Source organism: Streptomyces sp. NPDC034103 (assembly GCF_055575395.1).
Window position 1 is genome coordinate 123,767 of sequence record NZ_JBVISS010000017.1, and the last position, 22,363, is coordinate 146,129.

At 70.3% G+C, this 22,363-nt stretch carries 18 protein-coding genes; 14 read left to right on the top strand and 4 right to left on the bottom strand.

All coding sequences use genetic code 11. From position 1 onward, the window contains the following. Positions 1–2: 2 nt before the first annotated feature. The 13 genes from ACZ56U_RS33260 to nuoN are packed head-to-tail and all read left to right on the top strand — an operon-like array spanning position 3 to position 15,763. Positions 3–557, top strand: coding sequence for a NuoB/complex I 20 kDa subunit family protein (locus ACZ56U_RS33260; RefSeq protein ID WP_056552623.1), 555 nt, complete (start codon positions 3–5; stop codon positions 555–557). Continuing rightward, a complete protein-coding gene (locus ACZ56U_RS33265) occupies positions 554–1,297 on the top strand; it encodes an NADH-quinone oxidoreductase subunit C (RefSeq protein ID WP_469087642.1) in 744 nt (247 codons plus the stop codon). Before ACZ56U_RS33260 ends, ACZ56U_RS33265 begins: the two co-directional genes overlap by 4 nt. Then, positions 1,294–2,655: an NADH-quinone oxidoreductase subunit D gene (locus tag ACZ56U_RS33270; protein WP_469087643.1), complete on the top strand. Its 1,362-nt coding sequence runs from the start codon at positions 1,294–1,296 to the stop codon at positions 2,653–2,655. The genes ACZ56U_RS33265 and ACZ56U_RS33270 overlap by 4 nt, the downstream gene beginning before the upstream one ends. After that, the gene (nuoE, locus tag ACZ56U_RS33275) at positions 2,652–3,569 is read left to right on the top strand and encodes an NADH-quinone oxidoreductase subunit NuoE (RefSeq protein WP_469087644.1); all 918 of its coding nucleotides are present in this window, start codon (positions 2,652–2,654) and stop codon (positions 3,567–3,569) included. The genes ACZ56U_RS33270 and nuoE overlap by 4 nt, the downstream gene beginning before the upstream one ends. Next, positions 3,569–4,918 (top strand): NADH-quinone oxidoreductase subunit NuoF, encoded by a 1,350-nt coding sequence (gene nuoF / locus ACZ56U_RS33280; RefSeq protein WP_391239861.1) that lies wholly within the window; start codon positions 3,569–3,571, stop codon positions 4,916–4,918. Before nuoE ends, nuoF begins: the two co-directional genes overlap by 1 nt. After that, positions 4,915–7,419, top strand: coding sequence for an NADH-quinone oxidoreductase subunit G (locus tag ACZ56U_RS33285; RefSeq protein ID WP_469087645.1), 2,505 nt, complete (start codon positions 4,915–4,917; stop codon positions 7,417–7,419). The genes nuoF and ACZ56U_RS33285 overlap by 4 nt, the downstream gene beginning before the upstream one ends. Then, a complete protein-coding gene (nuoH, locus tag ACZ56U_RS33290; RefSeq protein ID WP_469087646.1) occupies positions 7,416–8,771 on the top strand; it encodes an NADH-quinone oxidoreductase subunit NuoH in 1,356 nt (451 codons plus the stop codon). Before ACZ56U_RS33285 ends, nuoH begins: the two co-directional genes overlap by 4 nt. After that, entirely contained in the window at positions 8,764–9,414 is a 651-nt protein-coding gene (nuoI, locus tag ACZ56U_RS33295; protein ID WP_469087647.1) for an NADH-quinone oxidoreductase subunit NuoI, read from the top strand. The genes nuoH and nuoI overlap by 8 nt, the downstream gene beginning before the upstream one ends. Beyond that, complete coding sequence (locus ACZ56U_RS33300) at positions 9,411–10,259, top strand: NADH-quinone oxidoreductase subunit J (RefSeq protein WP_469087648.1); 849 nt, start codon at positions 9,411–9,413, stop codon at positions 10,257–10,259. The genes nuoI and ACZ56U_RS33300 overlap by 4 nt, the downstream gene beginning before the upstream one ends. After that, a complete protein-coding gene (nuoK, locus tag ACZ56U_RS33305; RefSeq protein ID WP_004927567.1) occupies positions 10,256–10,555 on the top strand; it encodes an NADH-quinone oxidoreductase subunit NuoK in 300 nt (99 codons plus the stop codon). Before ACZ56U_RS33300 ends, nuoK begins: the two co-directional genes overlap by 4 nt. A 15-nt stretch (positions 10,556–10,570) precedes the next feature. Continuing rightward, positions 10,571–12,541 carry an NADH-quinone oxidoreductase subunit L gene (gene nuoL, locus ACZ56U_RS33310; RefSeq protein WP_469087649.1) on the top strand — a complete coding sequence of 657 codons (1,971 nt, stop codon included), beginning with the start codon at positions 10,571–10,573 and terminating at the stop codon, positions 12,539–12,541. A gap of 4 nt (positions 12,542–12,545) precedes the next feature. Further along, entirely contained in the window at positions 12,546–14,117 is a 1,572-nt protein-coding gene (locus ACZ56U_RS33315) for an NADH-quinone oxidoreductase subunit M (RefSeq protein ID WP_469087650.1), read from the top strand. Beyond that, positions 14,114–15,763 carry an NADH-quinone oxidoreductase subunit NuoN gene (nuoN, locus tag ACZ56U_RS33320; protein ID WP_469087651.1) on the top strand — a complete coding sequence of 550 codons (1,650 nt, stop codon included), beginning with the start codon at positions 14,114–14,116 and terminating at the stop codon, positions 15,761–15,763. The genes ACZ56U_RS33315 and nuoN overlap by 4 nt, the downstream gene beginning before the upstream one ends. Positions 15,764–15,835: 72 nt before the next feature. Here the strand turns inward: nuoN and ACZ56U_RS33325 are convergent, their stop codons facing one another. After that, complete coding sequence (locus ACZ56U_RS33325; RefSeq protein ID WP_469087652.1) at positions 15,836–16,402, bottom strand: hypothetical protein; 567 nt, start codon at positions 16,400–16,402, stop codon at positions 15,836–15,838. 279 nt (positions 16,403–16,681) lie between these two features. Between ACZ56U_RS33325 and recQ the strand changes: the two genes are divergently transcribed. After that, the gene (recQ, locus tag ACZ56U_RS33330; protein ID WP_469087703.1) at positions 16,682–18,715 is read left to right on the top strand and encodes a DNA helicase RecQ; all 2,034 of its coding nucleotides are present in this window, start codon (positions 16,682–16,684) and stop codon (positions 18,713–18,715) included. 359 nt (positions 18,716–19,074) lie between these two features. Here the strand turns inward: recQ and ACZ56U_RS33335 are convergent, their stop codons facing one another. The 3 genes from ACZ56U_RS33335 to fahA all read right to left on the bottom strand — a co-directional run bounded on the left by ACZ56U_RS33335 (position 19,075) and on the right by fahA (position 22,239). Beyond that, complete coding sequence (locus ACZ56U_RS33335) at positions 19,075–20,016, bottom strand: M56 family metallopeptidase (protein ID WP_469087653.1); 942 nt, start codon at positions 20,014–20,016, stop codon at positions 19,075–19,077. Positions 20,017–20,259: 243 nt separating this feature from the next. Further along, complete coding sequence (locus ACZ56U_RS33340) at positions 20,260–20,640, bottom strand: GntR family transcriptional regulator (protein ID WP_469087654.1); 381 nt, start codon at positions 20,638–20,640, stop codon at positions 20,260–20,262. Between the two features lie 378 nt (positions 20,641–21,018). After that, complete coding sequence (fahA, locus tag ACZ56U_RS33345; RefSeq protein ID WP_469087655.1) at positions 21,019–22,239, bottom strand: fumarylacetoacetase; 1,221 nt, start codon at positions 22,237–22,239, stop codon at positions 21,019–21,021. Between the last annotated feature and the right edge of the window lie 124 nt (positions 22,240–22,363).

Sequence of the window (22,363 nt, forward strand, 5' to 3'; positions counted from 1 at the left end):
TCATGGGACTCGAAGAAAAGCTGCCGAGCGGCTTCCTGCTGACCACCGTCGAGCAGGCCGCGGGCTGGGTACGCAAGGCGTCCGTCTTCCCGGCCACCTTCGGCCTCGCCTGCTGCGCCATCGAGATGATGACCACCGGCGCCGGACGCTACGACCTGGCCCGCTTCGGCATGGAGGTCTTCCGCGGCTCACCCCGCCAGGCCGACCTCATGATCGTCGCCGGCCGGGTCAGCCAGAAGATGGCCCCGGTGCTCCGGCAGGTCTACGACCAGATGCCGAACCCCAAGTGGGTCATCTCCATGGGGGTCTGCGCCTCCTCGGGCGGCATGTTCAACAACTACGCGATCGTGCAGGGCGTCGACCACATCGTCCCGGTCGACATCTATCTCCCGGGCTGCCCGCCACGGCCCGAGATGCTCTTGGACGCCATCCTCAAGCTCCACCAGAAGATCCAGACCTCCAAGCTCGGCGTGAACGCCGAGGAGGCCGCCCGCGAGGCTGAGGAAGCGGCGCTCAAGGCCCTGCCCACGATCGAGATGAAGGGGCTGCTGCGGTGAGCGACGCGAAAGACACCAACGGAGCCAACCCGGAGAAGGAGCTGAGCGGCTCCAACCTCCCCGGCCAGCGCGGCGAGGGAGGTGAGGAGATCCGCGTCCAGCGCGGCATGTTCGGCGCGAACAACGGCGGCGACACCTCCGGCTACGGCGGCCTGGTCCGCTCGGTCCGGCTCCCCGGCCCCACCGCCCGCCCCTACGGCGGCTGGTTCGACGAGGTCGCCGACGAACTGGAAGGCGCCCTGGAGGAACAGGGACTGCTCCCCGACAACGCCATCGACAAGACGGTCGTCGACCGCGGCGAGCTCACCTTCCACATCGAGCGCGAGCACCTGCTGCGCGTCGCACAGACCCTGCGCGACGACCCCGCCCTGCGCTTCGAACTGTGCACCGGCGTCAGCGGCGTCCACTACCCGCACGACAAGGGCCGCGAGCTGCACGCCGTCTACCACCTGCGCTCGCTCACCCACAACCGGCTGATCCGTCTGGAGGTCAGCGCCCCGGACGCCGACCCGAAGATCCCGTCCCTGGTCTCGGTGTACCCGACCAACGACTGGCACGAGCGCGAGACCTACGACTTCTTCGGGATCGTCTTCGACGGTCACCCGGCGCTGACGCGGATCATGATGCCCGACGACTGGCCGGGCCATCCGCAGCGCAAGGACTACCCCCTCGGCGGCATCCCCGTCGAGTACAAGGGCGCCCAGATCCCGGCTCCGGACCAGCGGAGGTCGTACTCGTGAGCACTTCCCACGCATCCGCCTCGGACGCCTCGGCCGCTGCCGCCGCCGCGGCGGCAGCGCGCGAGACCACCGAGGGCGCCGTCTACACGGTCACCGGTGGCGACTGGGACGAGGTCGTCCAGTCCGCGGCCCGCGCCGACGACGAGCGCATCGTCGTCAACATGGGCCCGCAGCACCCCTCCACCCACGGCGTGCTCCGCCTGATCCTGGAGATCGAGGGCGAGACGGTCACCGAGGCCCGCTGCGGCATCGGCTACCTGCACACCGGCATCGAGAAGAACCTCGAGTTCCGCACGTGGACGCAGGGCACCACGTTCGTGACGCGCATGGACTACCTGACGTCCTTCTTCAACGAGACGGCCTACTGTCTCGCCGTCGAGAAGCTCCTCGGCATCGAGGACCAGATCACCGAGCGCGCCAAGATCATCCGGGTGCTCCTGATGGAGCTGAACCGGCTCTCCTCGCACCTGGTGTGCATCGCCACCGGCGGCATGGAACTGGGCGCCACCACGATCATGATCTACGGATTCCGTGATCGTGAAATGATTCTCGACATCTACGAGCTCATCACGGGCCTCAGGATGAACCACGCGTACATCCGCCCCGGCGGACTCGCCCAGGACCTGCCGCCCGGCGCGGTGGACCACATCCGCGAGTTCGTGAAGAAGATGAAGAAGAACCTCCCGGAGTACGACAAGCTCGCCACCGGGAACCCCATCTTCAAGGCCCGTATGCAGGACATCGGCTACCTGGACCTGGCGGGCTGCATGGCCCTCGGCGCCACCGGCCCCATCCTGCGCTCGGCCGGCCTGCCGCACGACCTGCGCAAGGCGCAGCCGTACTGCGACTACGAGACCTACGACTTCGAGGTCCCGACCGTCGACACCTGCGACTCCTACGGCCGCTTCCTGATCCGGCTGGAGGAGATGCGCCAGTCGCTGCACATCGTCGAGCAGTGCCTGGACCGGCTCCAGCCCGGTCCGGTCATGGTCGGCGACAAGAAGATCGCCTGGCCCGCCCAGCTCGCCCTCGGTCCCGACGGCCTGGGCAACTCCCTCGACCACATCAAGAAGATCATGGGCACCTCCATGGAGGCCCTGATCCACCACTTCAAGCTGGTCACCGAGGGCTTCCGGGTACCGCCGGGACAGGCGTACGCGGCCGTCGAGTCGCCCAAGGGCGAACTCGGGGTGCATGCCGTGTCCGACGGCGGCACCCGTCCCTACCGGGTCCACTTCCGTGACCCGTCCTTCACCAACCTTCAGGCCATGGCGGCGATGTGCGAGGGCGGCCAGGTCGCCGACGTCATCGTCGCTGTCGCGTCCATCGACCCCGTGATGGGAGGCGTCGACCGGTGACCACCTCTTCTTCGGAGCGGGGCGTCAGCCTGGGCATGCCCGAACTGCCCGCACCCGCCTACCCGGACGACGTCCGGACCCGGCTCGAGGCGGACGCGCGCGAGATCATCGCGCGCTACCCCGACTCCCGGTCCGCACTCCTGCCGTTGCTGCACCTCGTGCAGTCGGAGGAGGGCCATGTCACGCGCACCGGAATGCAGTTCTGCGCGGACGTGCTGGGCCTGACCACGGCCGAGGTCACCGCGGTCGCCACCTTCTACACCATGTACCGGCGCCGGCCGAGCGGTGACTACCAGGTGGGTGTCTGCACCAACACGCTCTGCGCGGTGATGGGCGGCGACGCGATCTTCGAGGAGCTCCAGGAGCACCTCGGCGTCGGCAACGGCGAGACCACCGAGGACGGCAAGGTCACGCTGGAACACATCGAGTGCAACGCGGCCTGCGACTTCGCGCCGGTCGTGATGGTGAACTGGGAGTTCTTCGACAACCAGACCCCGACGAGCGCCAAGCGCCTCGTCGACGACCTGCGCGCGGGCCGGACCGTGGAGCCCACGCGCGGGGCGCCGCTGTGCACCTTCAAGGAGACCGCGCGGATCCTCGCCGGCTTCCCCGACGAGCGGCCAGGGGCCGTCGAGGCGAGCGGCGGTGCGGGACCCGCGTCACTGGTGGGTCTCCGCCTGGCCAGGGGAGAGACCGCACCCGCGCGCGTGGTCCATCCGCGGGACGGCGGCCCGCACGACGAGCCGCAGGACCGGGCGGCACATGACCGCGCGGCACACGACCGCGCGGCACCGGGCAGGGGCGTGCACGAGCCCTCGCCGAGCGAGCACTTGAGCTCCCACGACGCACCGCACGACACGTCGGCCTCCGACCCCGCCCACCCGGCAGGGCCCGCCGCCGAGGAGGGGGAGTGATGACCTTGGCACCCGAGCTGAAAGACACCAGCCCCGAAAAGCTGCTCGCACCCGTGCTGTCGGCCTTCTGGGACGAGGACAGGTCCTGGTCGCTGGACGTCTACCGAAGGCACGAAGGGTACGAGGGGCTCCGCAAGGCGCTCGCGATGTCACCGGACGACCTGATCGCGTACGTCAAGGACTCCGGTCTGCGCGGCCGTGGCGGCGCGGGATTCCCCACCGGGATGAAATGGCAGTTCATTCCCCAGGGTGATGGAAAGCCGCACTATCTAGTTGTCAACGCCGACGAGTCGGAGCCGGGAACCTGCAAGGACATCCCGCTCCTCTTCGCGAACCCGCACAGCCTCATCGAGGGCATTGTCATCGCGTGTTACGCCATCAGGTCTTCGCATGCCTTCATCTATCTGCGTGGTGAAGTCGTCCCAGTGCTGCGGCGGTTGCACGAGGCCGTGCGCGAGGCCTACGCGGCGGGCTACCTCGGCGAGAACATCCTGGGCAGCGGACTCGACCTGGAACTCACCGTGCACGCCGGCGCGGGCGCGTACATCTGCGGTGAGGAGACCGCACTGCTCGACTCGCTCGAAGGCCGCCGTGGTCAACCGCGGCTCCGTCCCCCTTTCCCTGCGGTCGCAGGCCTCTATGCCTGCCCGACTGTTGTGAATAACGTGGAGTCGATCGCGTCGGTTCCCGCGATCCTGAACAAAGGAAAAGACTGGTTCAGGTCGATGGGCAGCGAGAAGTCCCCCGGCTTCACGCTCTATTCGCTCAGCGGCCATGTCGCCAATCCCGGCCAGTTCGAGGCCCCGCTCGGCATCACGCTCCGCCAGCTGCTCGAGATGAGCGGCGGAATGCGCCCCGGGCACCGGCTGAAGTTCTGGACGCCGGGCGGCTCCTCCACGCCGATGTTCACCGACGAGCACCTCGACGTCCCCCTCGACTACGAGGGCGTCGGCGCCGCCGGCTCCATGCTCGGCACCAAGGCCCTCCAGTGCTTCGACGAGACGACCTGCGTGGTCCGCGCCGTCACCCGCTGGACCGAGTTCTACGCCCACGAGTCCTGCGGCAAGTGCACCCCCTGCCGTGAAGGCACGTACTGGCTCGTGCAGTTGCTGCGCGACATCGAGGCCGGCAAGGGCGTCATGTCCGACCTCGACAAGCTGAACGACATCGCCGACAACATCAACGGCAAGTCCTTCTGCGCCCTCGGCGACGGCGCCGCCTCGCCGATCTTCTCCTCGCTCAAGTACTTCCGCGAGGAGTACGAGCAGCACATCACGGGCCGTGGCTGCCCCTTCGACCCGGCCAAGTCCACGGTCTGGGCCGACTCCCGCACGGAGGTGAACGCATGACCGTGACCACCAACGCTCCCTCCGGTGGGGGAGAGGCGGCGGTCCCGCCGGAGGATCTCGTCTCGCTGACGATCGACGGCGTCGAGATCAGCGTGCCCAAGGGCACCCTGGTCATCCGCGCCGCCGAACAGCTCGGCATCGAGATCCCCCGCTTCTGCGACCACCCCCTGCTCGACCCGGCCGGCGCCTGCCGGCAGTGCATCGTCGAGGTCGAGGGCCAGCGCAAGCCGATGGCCTCCTGCACCATCACCTGCACCGACGGCATGGTGGTGAAGACCCACCTCACCTCGCCGGTCGCCGAGAAGGCCCAGCACGGTGTGATGGAGCTCCTCCTCATCAACCACCCGCTGGACTGCCCGGTCTGCGACAAGGGCGGCGAGTGCCCCCTGCAGAACCAGGCCATGTCCCACGGCCAGGCCGAGTCCCGCTTCGAGGGCAGGAAGCGGACCTACGAGAAGCCCGTCCCCATCTCCACCCAGGTGCTGCTCGACCGTGAGCGGTGCGTGCTGTGCGCCCGCTGCACCCGCTTCTCCAACCAGGTCGCGGGCGACCCCATGATCGAACTGATCGAGCGGGGCGCCCTCCAGCAGGTCGGCACCGGCGAGGGCGACCCCTTCGAGTCGTACTTCTCCGGCAACACCATCCAGATCTGTCCGGTCGGCGCGCTCACCTCGGCGGCCTACCGCTTCCGCTCGCGCCCCTTCGACCTGGTGTCCTCCCCGAGCGTGTGCGAGCACTGCTCCGGCGGCTGCGCCACCCGCACCGACCACCGGCGCGGCAAGGTCATGCGCAAGCTCGCGGCCAACGACCCCGAGGTCAACGAGGAGTGGATCTGCGACAAGGGCCGCTTCGCCTTCCGGTACGCGCAGCAGCGTGACCGGCTGGAGACGCCCCTGGTGCGCAACGCCGAAGGCGTCCTGGAGCCCGCGTCCTGGCCGGAGGCCCTCGATGCCGCCGCCCAGGGACTGACCGCGGCCCGCTCCCGGACCGGTGTCCTCACCGGCGGCCGGCTCACCGTCGAGGACGCCTACGCGTACAGCAAGTTCGCGCGCGTGGCCCTCGACACCAATGACATCGACTTCCGCGCGCGCGTGCACAGCGGTGAGGAGGCCGACTTCCTCGCCTCGCGGATCGCCGGACGCGGCCGTGACCTCGACGGCAGCGGCGTCACCTACACCGCCCTGGAGCAGGCGCCCGCCGTGCTGCTGGTCGGGTTCGAGGCCGAGGAGGAGGCGCCCGGCGTCTTCCTGCGGCTGCGCAAGGCCTGGCGCAAGCACGGGCAGAAGGTGTTCTCCCTCGCCACGCACGCCACGCGCGGTCTGGAGAAGGCCGGCGGCACGCTGCTGCCGGCGGCCCCCGGCACCGAGACCGAGTGGCTGGACGCGCTCGCGGCCGGAGTCGGCCTGGAGGCGGACGGCGCCCTGGCCGCGGAGGCGCTGCGCGCGGAGGGCGCGGTGATCGCCGTCGGCGAGCGGCTGGCCGCCGTGGCCGGCGGACTGACCGCCGCGGTACGGGCCGCCGCCGCGACCGGCGCGCAGCTGGTGTGGATCCCGCGCCGGGCGGGGGAGCGCGGTGCCGTCGAGGCGGGCGCGCTGCCCTCGCTGCTGCCGGGCGGACGTCCGGCCACCGACCCGCGCGCGCGTGAGGAGGTCGCGAGCGCCTGGGGCGTCGCCGAACTCCCGCACCGCTACGGCCGGGACACCAGCCAGATCGTCGAGGCCGCCGCCACCGGCGAGCTGCGGGCGCTGGTCGTCGCGGGCGTCGAGATCGCCGACCTGCCCGACCCGGCACGCGCGCGTGAGGCCCTGACCGAGGTCGGCTTCCTGGTCTCGCTGGAGCTGCGGCCCAGCGAGGTCACCGCGCACGCGGACGTGGTGCTGCCGGTCGCCGCGGTCGCCGAGAAGGCGGGCACCTTCCTCAACTGGGAAGGCCGGGTGCGCTTCTTCGAGGCCGCCCTCAAGCCCGACCAGATGACCCGCCGCCTCGCGCCCACCGACGCGCGCGTGCTGCAGATGCTGGCCGACGCCATGGACGTCCACCTGGGACTGCCGGACCTGCGCACCGTGCGCGGCGAGATCGACCGGCTCGGCGCCTGGGACGGTCCCCGGGCCACCGACCCCCTGGAGAGGGCCGCCCAGCTGCCTCGGCCGGCCGCCGGGGAGGCCGTACTGGCCGGGCACCGGCTGCTGCTCGACCAGGGCCGCCTCCAGGAGGGCGACGAGGCGCTCGCCGGGACGCGACACGCGGCCCGCGCGCGCGTGTCGGCGCCCACCGCCGCCGAGGTCGGGGTCAAGGACGGCGACGTGCTCGCCGTGACCGGACCGGCCGGAACCGTCGAACTCCCGCTCCAGATCACCGAGATGCCCGACCGTGTGGTCTGGCTCCCGCTGAACTCCGCGGGCGGGGGCGTCGCCTCCGACGCCGGTGTGGCGCCCGGCTCACTCGTCCGCATCGGCCCGGCGACGCTCGCCGCCGAAGCCCCCAAGGAGGTGGAGGCATGAGCCCGTACCTCGCCGCTGAAGACCTCTCGATGTTCGGCCGCGACGTCTGGTGGCTGGTCGTGCTGAAGGCGGTGTTCTGCTTCGCCTTCGTGGTGCTGTCCGTGCTGCTGGCCATCGTCTGGGAACGCAAGGTCGTCGCTTGGATGCAGCTGCGCATCGGCCCCAACCGCAACGGCCCCTGGGGCATGCTCCAGTCGCTCGCCGACGGTGTGAAGCTGATGCTCAAGGAAGACCTCGTCGTCAAGCGTGCCGACAAGGTGGTCTACGTCCTCGCGCCGATCATCATGACGGTCCCGGCCTTCATGGCGATCGCGGTGATCCCGTTCGGCCCGGCCGGCAACGAGGTCTCGATCTTCGGTGAGCGCACCACGATGCAGCTCACCGACCTGCCGATCGCGATGCTCTTCATCCTCGCGACCGCCTCCGTGGGCATCTACGGCATCGTCCTCGCGGGCTGGAGCTCCGGCTCGACGTACCCGCTGCTCGGCGGTCTGCGCTCCTGCGCCCAGATGATCTCCTACGAGATCGCCATGGGCGCGGCGTTCGCCTCCGTCTTCCTCTACTCGGGGTCGATGTCGACGTCCGCGATCGTCGAACAGCAGCAGGACCGCTGGTACGTACTGCTGCTGCCGGTCTCGTTCATCCTCTACATCGTCACGATGATCGGCGAGACCAACCGCGCCCCCTTCGACATGCCGGAGTCCGAGGGCGACCTGGTCGGCGGCTTCAACACCGAGTACACGTCCATCAAGTTCGCGCTGTTCATGCTCGCCGAGTACGCGAACATGATCACTGTCTCGGCCGTGGCGACCACGCTGTTCCTCGGCGGGTGGCGGGCGCCCTGGCCGATCAGCACCTTCTGGGAGGGCGCGAACCACGGCTGGTGGCCGATGCTCTGGTTCTTCCTCAAGGTCCAGGCGTTCCTGTTCCTGTTCATCTGGGTGCGCGCCTCGCTCCCACGGGTCCGCTACGACCAGCTGATGAAGCTCGGCTGGAAGGTCCTCATCCCGGTCTCCGTGGTGTGGCTGATGCTCGTCGCGACCGTGCGGACCCTGCGCAACGAGAACTACGACTTCGCCGACATCGCCCTGTACGTCGGCGGTGGTGTCGTGGCGCTGCTGCTGCTCTCCTTCGTCGCCGACATGTTCCGCGGCAAGCCGAAGGAGGAGCCCGCCCCGGCCGTCGCCTTCGACCCGATGGCCGGTGGATTCCCCGTACCGCCGCTGCCCGGACAGGAGTTGCCACCCGTGCCCAGGCGCCGCCCCCGCCGGGAGCGGGAGCTGATTGTCAGTGGTGGGCCCGATACTCAGAGTGACGGATCTCTGGATGGAAAGGAGGCGTCCGATGGCTGAGGAGCCCAAGGAGGCCGGGCAGACGACGCCCGGATTCCAGAACCCGGTGGCCGGCTTCGGTGTGACCTTCAAGGCCATGTTCAAGAAGCGGCTGACCGAGCAGTACCCGGAGCAGGAGAAGACCACCGCTCCGCGGTTCCACGGACGGCACCAGCTCAACCGCCATCCGGACGGCCTGGAGAAGTGCGTCGGCTGCGAGCTGTGCGCCTGGGCCTGCCCCGCCGACGCCATCTACGTGGAGGGCGCGGACAACACGGACGAGGAACGCTACTCGCCGGGCGAGCGGTACGGCCGCGTCTACCAGATCAACTACGCCCGCTGCATCCTGTGCGGCCTGTGCATCGAGGCGTGCCCCACGCGCGCGCTGACGATGACCAACGAGTTCGAACTCGCCGACTCCAGCCGCGCCAACCTCATCTACACCAAGGAGCAGCTCCTCGCAGGCCTGGAGGAGGGCATGGTCGACAGTCCCCACGCGATCTACCCGGGGACCGACGAGCAGGACTACTACCGGGGGCTGGTCACCGAGGCCGCGCCCGGCACCGTCCAGCAGCCGGCCGTCTCCAAGGGCGAGACCGTGCAGGAGGGCGAGTCGACCTTCGGGGCGGACGAACCGGCGTCGGGGAAGGTGATCGGCCGATGAGCGCCCCCCTTCAGCTCGCCGCCTACTCCACCTCCACCGGCGAGGCCTTCCAGTTCTGGGTGCTCGGCACCGTCGCCGTGATCGGCGCCCTGTGCACCGTCTTCATGAGGCGGGCCGTGCACAGCGCGCTCTGTCTCGCCGGCACCATGATCATCCTGGCGGTGTTCTACCTCGCCAACGGCGCCTACTTCCTCGGCGTCGTGCAGATCGTCGTCTACACCGGCGCGATCATGATGCTGTTCCTGTTCGTGGTGATGCTCGTCGGCGTCACGGCCGCGGACTCCCTGAAGGAGACCATCAAGGGCCAGCGCTGGCTGGCCCTGCTGTGCGGGCTCGGATTCGGCATCCTGCTGGTCGCCGGCATCGGCAACGCCTCCCTGACGGAGTTCAACGGCCTGGCGCAGGCCAACGCGAACGGCAACGTGGAGGGCCTCGCCCGCCTCATCTTCACCAAGTACGTGTTCGCCTTCGAGATCACCGGCGCCCTGCTGATCACGGCCGCCGTCGGCGCCATGGTGCTCACCCACCGCGAGCGCACCGAGCGCGCCAAGACCCAGCGCGAACTGGCCGAGCAGCGGGTCCGCGAGGGCACGCACTTGCCGCCGCTGCCCGCCCCCGGTGTCTACGCCCGGCACAACGCCGTGGACGTCGCGGGCCTGCTGCCCGACGGCACCCCCTCCGAGCTCACCGTCAACAAGACGCTGCGCGACCGCGGTCAGATCCGTGACGTCTCCACCGAGGCGCTCAACGATCTGCGGGCGCTGGAACAGCGTGCGGAGGACCGTCTGGAGCGGACCGACCTGGCGCCGGCGAACCTCAAGCGGGCCGAGGAGGCGTCGAAGTGAACCCCGTCAACTACCTGTATCTCGCGGCCCTGTTGTTCACGATCGGTGCCACCGGCGTGCTGATCAGGCGCAACGCGATCGTGGTGTTCATGTGTGTCGAGCTCATGCTCAACGCCTGCAACCTCGCGTTCGTCGCCTTCTCCCGGATGCACGGCAACCTCGACGGCCAGATCATCGCCTTCTTCACGATGGTCGTCGCCGCCGCGGAGGTCGTGGTCGGGCTCGCGATCATCGTGTCGCTGTTCCGATCCCGCCACTCGGCCTCGGTCGACGACGCCAGCCTGATGAAGCTGTAAGGGGCGCTGGACCGTATGAATGCTGAGAACCTGATCGCGCTGCTCATCGCGGCGCCCCTGCTCGGAGCGGCGGTCCTGCTGACCGGCGGCCGGCGGCTGGACGCCGTCGGCCACTGGATCGGCACGATCCTCGCCGGCGCCTCCTTCGTGGTCGGCGCCGTCCTCTTCGCCGACCTGCTCGGCAAGGACGCCGAGCACCGCACGCTCACCCAGCACCTGTTCAGCTGGGTGCCGGTCGAGGGCTTCCAGGCGGACATCGCCTTCCGCCTCGACCAGCTGTCGATGACGTTCGTGCTGCTGATCACCGGCGTCGGCACGCTGATCCACCTGTACTCCATCGGGTACATGGAGCACGACGAGCGCCGCCGCCGCTTCTTCGGCTATCTGAACCTGTTCCTCGCGGCGATGCTGCTGCTCGTCCTCGCCGACAACTACCTGCTGCTGTACGTCGGCTGGGAGGGCGTCGGTCTCGCCTCCTACCTGCTGATCGGCTTCTGGCAGCACAAGCCCAGTGCCGCGACGGCCGCGAAGAAGGCCTTCCTGGTCAACCGCGTCGGCGACATGGGCCTGTCGATCGCGATCATGCTGATGTTCACGACGTTCGGCACCTTCGCCTTCGGCCCGGTCCTCGGCAGCCACGAAGAGCCCGGCCTCGTCACCGGCGCCTCCGAGGCCACACTGACCGGCATCGCCCTGATGCTGCTGCTCGCCGCGTGCGGCAAGTCCGCCCAGGTGCCGCTGCAGTCCTGGCTCGGGGACGCGATGGAGGGCCCGACCCCGGTCTCGGCCCTCATCCACGCCGCGACGATGGTGACCGCGGGTGTCTACCTGATCGTCCGCTCCGCCAACATCTTCAACCTCGCCCCGGACGCCCAGCTCGTCGTCACCATCGTCGGTGCCGTCACGCTCCTGTTCGGTGCGATCGTCGGTTGCGCGAAGGACGACATCAAGAAGGCCCTCGCGGGCTCGACCATGTCGCAGATCGGCTACATGGTCCTCGCTGCCGGTCTCGGCCCCATCGGCTACGTCTTCGCGATCATGCACCTGGTGACCCACGGCTTCTTCAAGGCCGGGCTGTTCCTCGGCGCGGGTTCGGTCATGCACGGCATGAACGACGAGGTCGACATGCGGAAGTACGGCGGCCTGAGGAAGTACATGCCGGTCACCTTCGTGACGTTCGGCCTCGGCTACCTCGCCATCATCGGCTTCCCGGGCCTGTCCGGCTTCTTCTCGAAGGACAAGATCATCGAGGCGGCGTTCGCCAAGGGCGGCACCGAGGGCTGGATCCTCGGCGCCTGTGCCCTGCTGGGCGCGGCCATCACGGCGTACTACATGACGCGCGTGATGCTGATGACGTTCTTCGGCGAGGAGCGCTGGCGCAACCAGCCCACCCGCTCCCCGCAGGCCCCGAGCGCCGAGCCCGCCGCCGAGCACCACGGCGAGCACGCCGAGCCGCACCCGCACGAGTCGCCGAAGTCCATGACGATCCCGATGATCGTGCTGGCCTTCGGATCGGTCTTCGCCGGTGGCCTGTTCAGCATCGGTGACCGGTTCCTGCACTGGCTGGAGCCCATCACCGGGCACGACCACGGCGACGCGCCGATCAGCGCCGCCACGGTCACGGCGTCCACGGTGGCCGTCATGGTCATCGGCGTCGCGACCGCCTGGGCGCAGTACGGCCGCCGCCCCGTCCCGGTCGTCGCCCCGCGCGGGTCGCTGCTCACCCGGGCCGCCCGGCGCGACCTGCTCCAGGACGACTTCAACCATGTCGTCCTGGTCCGCGGCGGCGAGCACCTCACGCGCTCCCTGGTGTACGTCGACCACACCCTGGTCGACGGGGTGGTCAACGGTACGGCGGCCTCCATGGGCGGTCTCTCCGGACGGCTCCGCAAGCTGCAGAACGGCTACGCGCGGTCGTACGCGGTCTCGATGTTCGGCGGTGCGGCAGTGCTGATCGCCGCGACCCTGCTGATGAGGGCGGTCTGATCCGATGTCCTTTCCTCTGCTGACAGCGACGGCGGCGCTCCCGGCCATCGGCGCGATCGCCACGGCCGCCGTACCGGCCGCGCGACGCACCACCGCCAAGTGGCTCGCGCTGCTCGTCTCGCTCGCCACACTCGTGCTCGCCGCGATCGTCCTGGTCCGCTTCGACCCGGACGGCGACCGCTACCAGCTCACCGAATCCCACTGGTGGATCAAGGAGTTCGGGGTCAGGTACGAGCTGGGCGTGGACGGCATCGGGGTGGCGCTCATCGCGCTGACCGCGCTGCTGATCCCGTTCATCATCCTCGCGGGCTGGCACGACGCCGACCCGCTGGAGACCGGCAACACCCGGTGGCGGCCGACGCAGGGCTTCTTCGCCCTGATCCTCGCCGTCGAGGCGATGGTGATCCTCTCGTTCGAGGCCACGGACGTCTTTTTGTTCTACATCTTCTTCGAAGCCATGCTGATCCCGATGTACTTCCTCATCGGCGGCTTCGGGGACCGGGCCCATGAGCACGGCGAGGAGACGGCGTCGACGCAACGGTCGTACGCCGCCGTGAAGTTCCTCCTCTACAACCTGGTCGGCGGTCTGATCATGCTGGCCGCGGTGATCGGCCTGTACGTGGTCGCCGGGAGCTTCTCGCTCCAGGAGATCGCCGAGGCGCGGGCCAACGGCTCGCTGGAGATGGCGACGAACACCGAGCGCTGGCTCTTCCTCGGGTTCTTCTTCGCCTTCGCGGTGAAGGCCCCGCTGTGGCCGCTGCACACCTGGCTGCCCAACGCGATGGGGGAGGCCACCGCCCCGGTCGCCGTCCTCATCACGGCGGTCGTCGACAAGGTCGGCACCTTCGCGATGCTCCGCTTCTGCCTCCAGCTGTTCCCGGAGGCGTCGAAGTGGGCGACGCCCGTGATCCTCGTCCTCGCGGTGATCAGCATCATCTACGGGGCGCTGCTCGCGGTCGGCCAGCGGGACATCAAGCGGCTGGTGGCGTACGCGTCGATCTCGCACTTCGGCTTCATCATCATGGGCATCTTCGCGATGACCAGCCAGGGCCAGTCCGGGGCGACGCTCTACATGGTCAACCACGGTATTTCCACGGCCGCGTTGATGCTGGTCGCCGGGTTCCTGATCTCGCGGCGCGGGTCGCGGCTCATCGCCGACTACGGCGGGGTGCAGAAGGTCGCCCCGGTGCTCGCCGGCACCTTCCTGATCGGTGGTCTGGCGACCCTGTCGCTGCCGGGTCTCGCCCCGTTCGTGAGTGAGTTCCTGGTCCTGGTCGGCACGTTCGCGAACTACCCGGTGATCGGCATCATCGCCACCTTCGGCATCGTGCTCGCGGCGCTCTACACCCTCGTCCTCTACCAGCGGACGATGACGGGTCCGGTGAAGCCCGAGATCGCGACCATGCCCGACCTGCGGGTGCGGGAACTGGTGGTGGTGGCGCCGCTGGTCGTCCTGCTGATCTTCCTGGGCGTCTACCCGAAGCCCGTCACGGACATCGTGAATCCGGCGGTCAAGCAGACCATGTCGGACCTCGAAAAGAAGGACCCCCAGCCCGAGGTGGAGGCGGCCAAGTGAGCGCAACAGTCGTCCACAGCCTGTGGACAACCGCGGCCGACCCGATCTCGAAGATCGACACGCCGAAGATCGAATACGGACAGTTGTCACCCACGTTGATCGTCGTCGGTGCGGCGATCATCGGAGTGCTGATCGAGGCGGCGGTACCGCGCAAGCAGCGGTACCACGCCCAGGTGTTCCTGTCCGCCGTAGCGCTGATCTCGGCCTTCGCCGCGGTCGTCGCGCTCTCGGCGAACGGGTACGCCACCACCAAGGCGGGCATCGCGGCCATGGGCGCGATCGCCGTCGACGGACCGGCGCTCTTCCTGCAGGGCACCATCCTGCTGGCGGGACTGGTCGGCCTGTTCACCTTCGCCGAACGCCGCCTGGACCCCGTGGAACACGGCAAGCAGGTCGACTCCTTCGCCGCGCAGGCCGCCTCGGTGCCGGGCAGCGACAGCGAGAAGGCCGCGGTGAAGGCCGGGTTCACCACCACCGAGGTGTTCCCGCTGCTGCTGTTCGCCGTCGCGGGCATGCTGATCTTCCCGGCGGCCAACGACCTGCTGACGCTGTTCATCGCGCTGGAGGTCTTCTCGCTGCCGCTGTACCTGATGTGCGCGCTGGCCCGCCGCAAGCGGCTCATGTCGCAGGAGGCCGCGGTCAAGTACTTCCTGCTCGGCGCGTTCGCCTCCGCGTTCACCCTCTTCGGCATCGCGCTGCTCTACGGCTACGCGGGCTCGGTGTCCTACGCGACCATCGCGCGGGTCGTCGACGGCACGGTCACCACCGTCGACCCGGCGCTCGCGGACACCATGGGCAACGACGCGCTGCTGTTGATCGGCACCGCGATGATCGTCATGGGCCTGCTGTTCAAGGTCGGCGCGGTCCCGTTCCACATGTGGACGCCGGACGTGTACCAGGGCGCGCCGACGCCGGTGACCGGGTTCATGGCGGCGGCGACCAAGGTCGCAGCCTTCGGCGCGCTGCTGCGCATCCTGTACGTCGTGCTGCCGGGTCTGCGCTGGGACTGGCGGCCGGTCATGTGGGGCGTCGCGATCGTCACCATGCTCGGCGGTGCGATCGTCGCGATCACGCAGACGGACATCAAGCGGCTGCTGGCGTACTCGTCGATCGCGCACGCGGGCTTCATCCTCGCGGGCGTCATCGCGACCACACCGGACGGGGTGTCGTCCGTCCTCTTCTACCTGGCGGCCTACTCGTTCGTGACGATCGGCGCGTTCGCGGTGGTCACGCTGGTGCGGGACGCCGGTGGCGAGGCGACGCACCTGTCCAAGTGGGCCGGGCTGGGCCGTCGTTCACCGCTGGTGGCCGCCGTGTTCGCGGTGTTCCTGCTGGCCTTCGCCGGCATCCCGCTGACCTCCGGCTTCGTGGGCAAGTTCGCCGTGTTCAAGGCGGCGGCGGAGGGCGGGGCGGCACCGCTGGTCGTGGTCGGTGTGATCTCGTCGGCGATCGCGGCGTTCTTCTACATCCGCGTCATCGTGCTGATGTTCTTCAGCGAGCCGCGTCCGGACGGGCCGACGGTCGCCGTGCCGTCGCCGCTGACGATGGCGGCGATCGGGGTCGGCGTGGCGGTCACGCTGGTGCTCGGTGTGGCGCCGCAGTACTTCCTGGACCTCGCGGGCCAGGCGGGAGTCTTCGTGCGCTGACCCGCGGCGCCCGTACGGCGGCCCCGGTTCCCTGCGGTGGGAGCCGGGGCCTACGTGTTGCGTGCCGAGGGTTCAGCCGGTCGTCCGGTCGAGGTTCTCCAGATCCGCCACCCAGTCGGGCAGGGTGGTGACCGCGGGCGACGCCGGTGTGGTGGAGCACTTCACGTCGGAGTTGAAGGCGGTGAAGAGCCCCTTGGGGTTGGCCTTGTGGATCCACGCGTGGAGCGTCCAGGCCTTCAGCGCGCCGTTTTTCTCGAACGGTGTGTCGAACAGCTCCGGTGCCTTGCTCTGGCCCGTGTCCGGGACCATCCACTCCACCCCGACCAGCTGCCGAGCGCTCCGGTCGGCCCCGCCCTCGTACAGCAGGGCCGCCGGCGTGCCCGCATCGAGGGAGCCGACGTACTTCTCGTTGACGTAGCGGTAGCCCGCCTCGGGCACACAGACGTCGGTGGGGACGTAACCGCCCTCCGACGAGGCCCACGGCTCGTAGGCGTAGACGGCGGTGTCGGCGTACGCCGTGGTCAGGTCCCCCCGGATGTCCGTGACAGGGTCGGGCGCCGCATGGGCGGGCGACGCGGTCAGGGAGAAGGCTCCGGCTACCGCCACGGCGATGGCGGCCTTGAGGGGCCGAGAGGACATGGTGGGGCTCCTTGAAGCGGAAGAGGCGCGCGCACCGGGTCAGGCGCGCTGTGCGAGGGCGGGACCTGCCCGTCCCGCCCTCGCAGCATGTCCCGGCGGCTACCGGGCCTCCATGTGACGCGGACCATTCGAGTGAGTGCACAGAGCCAGTGCACAGAGCGAGTGCACAGAGCGAGTGCACAGGGCGATGGGGCGGGCCTGTGGATAACTCCGTCGCTGTCGGTGCGGACCCCTATCGTGGACGCAGTGGTCGAGGTGCGACGGACGGGGGACACGGCGATGGGTGGGACGGGCGGGATCGGTGCAATGACAGCGGTATCCGAGAGCGAGGCACTGGCCACGCTCCACAAGGTCTTCGGATACGAGGCCTTCCGCGGTGAGCAGGAAGCGGTCATCGAGCATGTGGTCGCGGGCGGCGACGCCGTGGTCCTCATGCCGACCGGTGGCGGCAAGTCCCTGTGCTACCAGATCCCCGCCCTGGTCAGACCCGGCACGGGCATCGTGGTCTCGCCGCTCATCGCCCTCATGCAGGACCAGGTGGACGCGCTGCGGGCGCTCGGTGTGAACGCCGGGTTCATGAACTCCACGCAGGACTTCGACGAGCGGCGGGTGGTGGAGGCCGAGTTCCTGGCGGGCGAGCTGGACCTGCTCTACCTGGCGCCGGAGCGGCTGCGGCTCGACTCCACGCTGGACCTCCTCTCCCGCGGCAAGATCTCGGTCTTCGCGATCGACGAGGCGCACTGCGTGTCCCAGTGGGGCCACGACTTCCGGCCCGACTATCTCTCCCTCTCCCTGCTCGGCGAGCGCTGGCCGGACGTCCCGCGGATCGCCCTGACGGCGACGGCCACCCACGCCACGCACCAGGAGATCACCCAGCGGCTGCACATGCCGACGGCCCGGCACTTCGTGGCGAGCTTCGACCGGCCCAACATCCAGTACCGGATCGTGCCCAAGGCGGACCCCAAGAAGCAGCTGCTGACCTTCCTGCGCCAGGAGCACGAGGGCGACGCGGGCATCGTGTACTGCCTGTCGCGCAACTCGGTCGAGAAGACCGCCGAATTCCTCAGCGCGAACGGCATCGAGGCCGTGCCGTACCACGCGGGCCTGGACGCGGGGACGCGCGCGGAGCACCAGTCGCGGTTCCTGCGCGAGGAGGGCCTGGTCGTGTGCGCGACCATCGCCTTCGGCATGGGCATCGACAAGCCGGACGTCCGTTTCGTCGCCCACCTCGACCTGCCCAAGTCGGTGGAGGGCTACTACCAGGAGACGGGCCGCGCCGGGCGGGACGGGCTGCCGTCCACGGCCTGGATGGCGTACGGCCTCAACGACGTCATACAGCAGCGCAAGATGATCCAGTCCAGCGAGGGCGACGAGGCGTTCCGCCGCCGGGCCGCCGCTCACCTGGACTCGATGCTGGCGCTGTGCGAGACGGCCGAGTGCCGACGCGGGCAGCTGCTCAACTACTTCGGTCAGGAACCGGACCCGGCGGGCTGCGGAAACTGCGACACCTGCCTCACACCGCCGGAGACCTGGGACGGCACCGTCGCCGCGCAGAAGGTGCTGTCGACGGTGGTGCGGCTGCAGCGGGAGCGCGGGCAGAAGTTCGGCGCGGTGCAGATCGTCGACATCCTGCTCGGCAAGCGCACCGGCAAGGTCATCCAGTTCGACCACGACCAGCTGTCGGTGTTCGGCATCGGCGAGGAGCTGTCCGAAGGTGAATGGCGGGGCGTCGTACGGCAGTTGCTGGCGCAGGGGCTGCTCGCGGTCGAGGGGGAGTACGGCACGCTGGTGCTGACCGAGGCGAGCGGCGCGGTGCTGCGCCGGGAGCGGGACGTGCCGCTGCGCAAGGAGCCGAAGAAGGCGGCGCCCTCGCGTACCTCCGGCTCCGGTGCGTCGGGCTCCGGGCGCGGCAAGGCGAAGGCCGCCGTCGCCGAGCTGCCCGAGGCACTGCTGCCGGCCTTCGAGGCGCTGCGGGCATGGCGGGCCGAGCAGGCGCGGGAGCAGGGCGTCCCGGCGTACGTGATCTTCCACGACGCCACGCTCAGGGAGATCGTCTCGGTCTGGCCGACGTCGGTGGCCCAGCTCGGGACGGTGAACGGGGTCGGCGAGAAGAAGCTGGTGACGTACGGGGAGGGCGTGCTGGAGGTACTCGACGGCCTGGGGGCGCCGGCGTCGGCCGGGGCGGCGTCGTCCGGAGCGGCACCGGAAGGGACCGGGGACGCGGTGGGGAACGCGGCGGGGGACGTGGACCCGGGCGCGGACGACTGGCCGGAGATGGAGCCGGAGCCTGACCCGGAGGACGACTGGATGTAGACGGGCGGGGGTGGCGAGCCGGGGCATGCGGACTGGGCAGGTGCCGCTCGGGTGGGTCGGGCGGACCGGGGCAGGTGTGGCTCGCCGGTCAGGTGGAGCCCGCAGGTGCTGTCCGTGTGGGTCGGTGGACCGGGGCAGGTGCCGCTCGCCGGTCAGGTGGAGCCGAACACGTACGGCCAACCGCCAGGCAGACACGGCTTGGCTCACCGGCGGGCAGGCTCGGCTCACCGCGAGGCGCAGCTCACCGGCGGGCAGGCTCGGCTCCCCGCCAGGCGCAGCTCACTGGCGGGCAGGCTCGGCTCACCGCGAGGCGCAGCTCGCCGGTCAGGGCCCCTCGTCGCTGGGGTCGGCCGGGGCGGTTACGCCAGTGCCGTCAGGCCCGGGCCGAAGACGATCAGCAGGGGGAGCAGCGGTACCAGTGCAGCCACCGTCGCGGTGAGGGCGCGGTGTCGGCGCAGGAGGCGTGGGCGGGGGTCCAGGAGGCGGTCGACGCGCTCGCCGAGGAGGCGGTGGCTGGAGGCACAGGACAGGACGCCGCGGTGCTGGTTCAGCTCGATCAGCGCCAGGGCCGTGGTCAGGTGGCCGCAGCGACGGGAGGCCGTGTCGTCGGCCGCGAGTTCCACCAGACGGTGGGTCTGGTCGCAGAAGTGGGCGAAGAGCGGGATGCGGGGGAAGCCGGTGGCGAGGGCCGTCGACAGGTGGAGCAGCCAGTCGTGGTGGGCGCGGGCGTGGTCCCGCTCGTGGGTGAGGACCGCGTCCAGCTGAGGGTCGGTGAGGCGGTGCAGGGCGCCCGTCGTCACCACCAGCTGGGGCGGGTGGCCCGGCATCCACCAGGCGTCCGGGTACTCGTCCTCCAGCACCAGCAGCGGACCGCGCGCGGCCTTCTCCAGGCCGCCCGGCAGTTCCGGGGCGCGCTCGCGCAGATGGGCTCGCGCCTGACCGCGGTGGCGGCGGGCCTCCACCAGTTCTCGACCGAGCATCGCCGTCGTCCAGGCGGCGCCGCAGGCCAGCAGCAGGGTCAGCAGAGTCGCCCAGGCGGGCGCCGCGGACAGGTCGTACGCCGCGGTGACCGCCGGTGGGGCGGGGGCGAAGACATGGTCGCGGACGGTGTGGAAGACGGCGGCGGCGCCCAGGACCAGCGCGGTCAGGCAGCACATCAGTACGGTTGCGACCAGGCACTGCCAGACCCAGAGGGCGACGACGGGTTCCCGTTCGGGCCAGGTCGCCCGGGTCAGCGCACGGGGTGCCGGCACGGCGGCCGCCAGCGCGACGGCGCTCAACAGGAGCAGGCAGAACGTCATCCCACGGGCTCCGGATCCTGGTCGGAAGGGAAGGGCGGCTGCGGGGCGGCGCGGTGTGGCCCACGTGCCGTGCCACGCCACGCAACGTCGCGTGCGGCGCGTACGCGTCACATCGTCGCCCGCCGCCAGTATGACGGCCCGGACGAGCGGAGTCAGGGGACAGAACGGACAGCCTGCCCGTCGGCGTCCCTCTCGCCCCTCATCGTGCCGCCGCCTCGCCCCGGACCCTCACCCCCGAGCCCCTCACTCCCGCAACGCCTCCGCCACGGCCGCCGAGATCGCCGGGTCCGGTGCCCCGGCGGCTCGTGCGGCGGTGACGAACGCCCGGGCCAGTTCCGCCAGTTCGGCGGCATCGGGGCCTTGGCGAAGGTCCGCGGGGAGGGAGGCGACCCGGGTCCCGGCCCCCCGTCTGGTCCGGATCAGGGCGGCGGCCTCCAGCTCCCGGTACGCCCGGGCCACCGTGCCCGGCGCGAGCCCGAGATCGGCGGCGAGCTGCCGTACCGTCGGCAGCCGCTCGCTCTCCGGGAGGCGACCCGAGGTGATCAGGCCGGAGAGCTGGGCACGGATCTGCTCGTACGGCGGGACGGGACTGGCCGTGTCGACACGTACGGCCGCGCCGCTCACCGGCCCTCCGTCCGACCAGCCTCGGCCCCCGGACCGGCCGGACCTGCCTCGGCCCCCGGACCGGCCGGACCTGCCTCGGCCCCCGGACCGGCCGGACCAGCCTCGGTCCCCGGACCTGCCGGTCCCGGACCTGCCGGACCTCCCGAACCCGCCTGCTCCGGCGACCTTGCCCACTCCGCCGAATCTGCCCGGCCTGCCGCGCCCGCCCGCCCCTCCCGGCCTCCTTCGCGCACCGGGTCTCCTTCGCGCCCCCGGTCTCCTCCGCGCCCCCAGCCTCCTCCGCGCACCCCGTTCTCACCGCGCGTCTCGCCCGCAACGGCCGCCTCCACACCGCAGCCGTCCGCACGGGACCCTCGCCCAACCGCCCCGCAGGGCACCTCACCCCCCAGTCACCACCCGCCCCGCGACCTCTCCCAACCCCACGCGCACCCCATCCGGTCCAGGTGCCCAGGCCGACAGTGTCACCACGTCCCCGTCCTCCAGGAACGTCCGCTTGCCGTCGGGGAGTTCGAGGGCGTCGCGGCCGTTCCAGGTGAGTTCCAGCAGTGAGCCGCGCTCCGACTCGGAGGGGCCGCTCACGGTCCCGGAGCCGTACAGGTCGCCCGTGCGCAGCGAGGCACCGTTCACCGTCATGTGGGCCAGTTGCTGCGCGGCGGTCCAGTACATGGTGGAGAAGGGCGGCTCGGACACCACGTGGCCGTTGATCGCGACGGAGATCCGCAGGTCGTAGCCGCCGGGCTCGTCGACGAGCCCGGAGTCGTCCAGGTAGGGCAGCAGGGGGTGGGTCCGCTCCGGCGGCGCCACGCGGGCCTCGTCCAGCGCGTCCAGTGGGGTGATCCACGCCGACACCGACGTGGCGAAGGACTTGCCGAGGAACGGGCCGAGCGGGACGTACTCCCAGGCCTGGATGTCGCGCGCGGACCAGTCGTTGAGCAGGCACAGTCCGAAGACGTGCTCGCGGAAGTCGCCCAGCGCCACCGGTGAGCCCATCGTCGACGGCACCCCGACCACGAAGCCGACCTCCGCCTCGATGTCCAGGCGGACGGACGGGCCGAAGACCGGTTCGGGGTCCGCGGCGGCCTTCCGCTGCCCCGAAGGCCGTACGACATCCGTGCCCGACACCACCACCGTTCCCGAGCGGCCGTGGTAGCCGATCGGGAGGTGCTTCCAGTTGGGGGTGAGGGAGTCGGCGGCGTCGGGGCGGAAGATCTGGCCGACGTTCCGGGCGTGGTTCTCGGAGGCGTAGAAGTCGACGTAGTCCGCGACCTCGAAGGGGAGGTGCAGGGTCACCGAGGTCAGCGGATGGAGGAACTCCGCGACGGCCGACTGGTGCGAGGGCACCGTCACCCAGGCCGTCAAGGCGCGCCGGACGTCCGACCAGGCGGTGCGGCCCGCCGCGAGGAGCGGGTTGAGGGTGGGGCGGGCGAGCAGGGTGGCGTAGGGGGAGCCCAGCGCGTGGGCCGCCGCGCCCGCGTCGAGGACGTGGTCGCCGAGCCGGACGCCGACGGTCCGCTCGGTGGAGTCGCGCCGCGAGAAGACGCCGTACGGGAGGTTGTGCGGGCCGAAGGGGTCGCCCTCGGGGAGATCGAAGGGGGGCATGGGGTGCTGCCTCGCTCTCAATCGCTGCGTATGCCATGTGGTCGCGCCACACGTTACGTGCGAGCCGCCTGGATGGGGAGGGCTTAAAGGGGTGACCGGGAGGGGGTGAAGAGTCCGTGATGCC

Excerpts from the sequence above, each read along its gene's own strand:
- ACZ56U_RS33260 (WP_056552623.1), top strand. The coding sequence starts at position 3 with ATGGGACTCGAAGAAAAGCTGCCGAGCGGCTTCCTGCTGACCACCGTC.
- nuoF (WP_391239861.1), top strand. The coding sequence starts at position 3,569 with ATGACCTTGGCACCCGAGCTGAAAGACACCAGCCCCGAAAAGCTGCTC.
- ACZ56U_RS33285 (WP_469087645.1), top strand. The coding sequence starts at position 4,915 with ATGACCGTGACCACCAACGCTCCCTCCGGTGGGGGAGAGGCGGCGGTC.
- nuoH (WP_469087646.1), top strand. The coding sequence starts at position 7,416 with ATGAGCCCGTACCTCGCCGCTGAAGACCTCTCGATGTTCGGCCGCGAC.
- nuoI (WP_469087647.1), top strand. The coding sequence starts at position 8,764 with ATGGCTGAGGAGCCCAAGGAGGCCGGGCAGACGACGCCCGGATTCCAG.
- ACZ56U_RS33300 (WP_469087648.1), top strand. The coding sequence starts at position 9,411 with ATGAGCGCCCCCCTTCAGCTCGCCGCCTACTCCACCTCCACCGGCGAG.
- nuoL (WP_469087649.1), top strand. The coding sequence starts at position 10,571 with ATGAATGCTGAGAACCTGATCGCGCTGCTCATCGCGGCGCCCCTGCTC.
- ACZ56U_RS33315 (WP_469087650.1), top strand. The coding sequence starts at position 12,546 with ATGTCCTTTCCTCTGCTGACAGCGACGGCGGCGCTCCCGGCCATCGGC.
- ACZ56U_RS33325 (WP_469087652.1), bottom strand. The coding sequence starts at position 16,402 with ATGTCCTCTCGGCCCCTCAAGGCCGCCATCGCCGTGGCGGTAGCCGGA.
- recQ (WP_469087703.1), top strand. The coding sequence starts at position 16,682 with ATGGGTGGGACGGGCGGGATCGGTGCAATGACAGCGGTATCCGAGAGC.
- ACZ56U_RS33335 (WP_469087653.1), bottom strand. The coding sequence starts at position 20,016 with ATGACGTTCTGCCTGCTCCTGTTGAGCGCCGTCGCGCTGGCGGCCGCC.
- fahA (WP_469087655.1), bottom strand. The coding sequence starts at position 22,239 with ATGCCCCCCTTCGATCTCCCCGAGGGCGACCCCTTCGGCCCGCACAAC.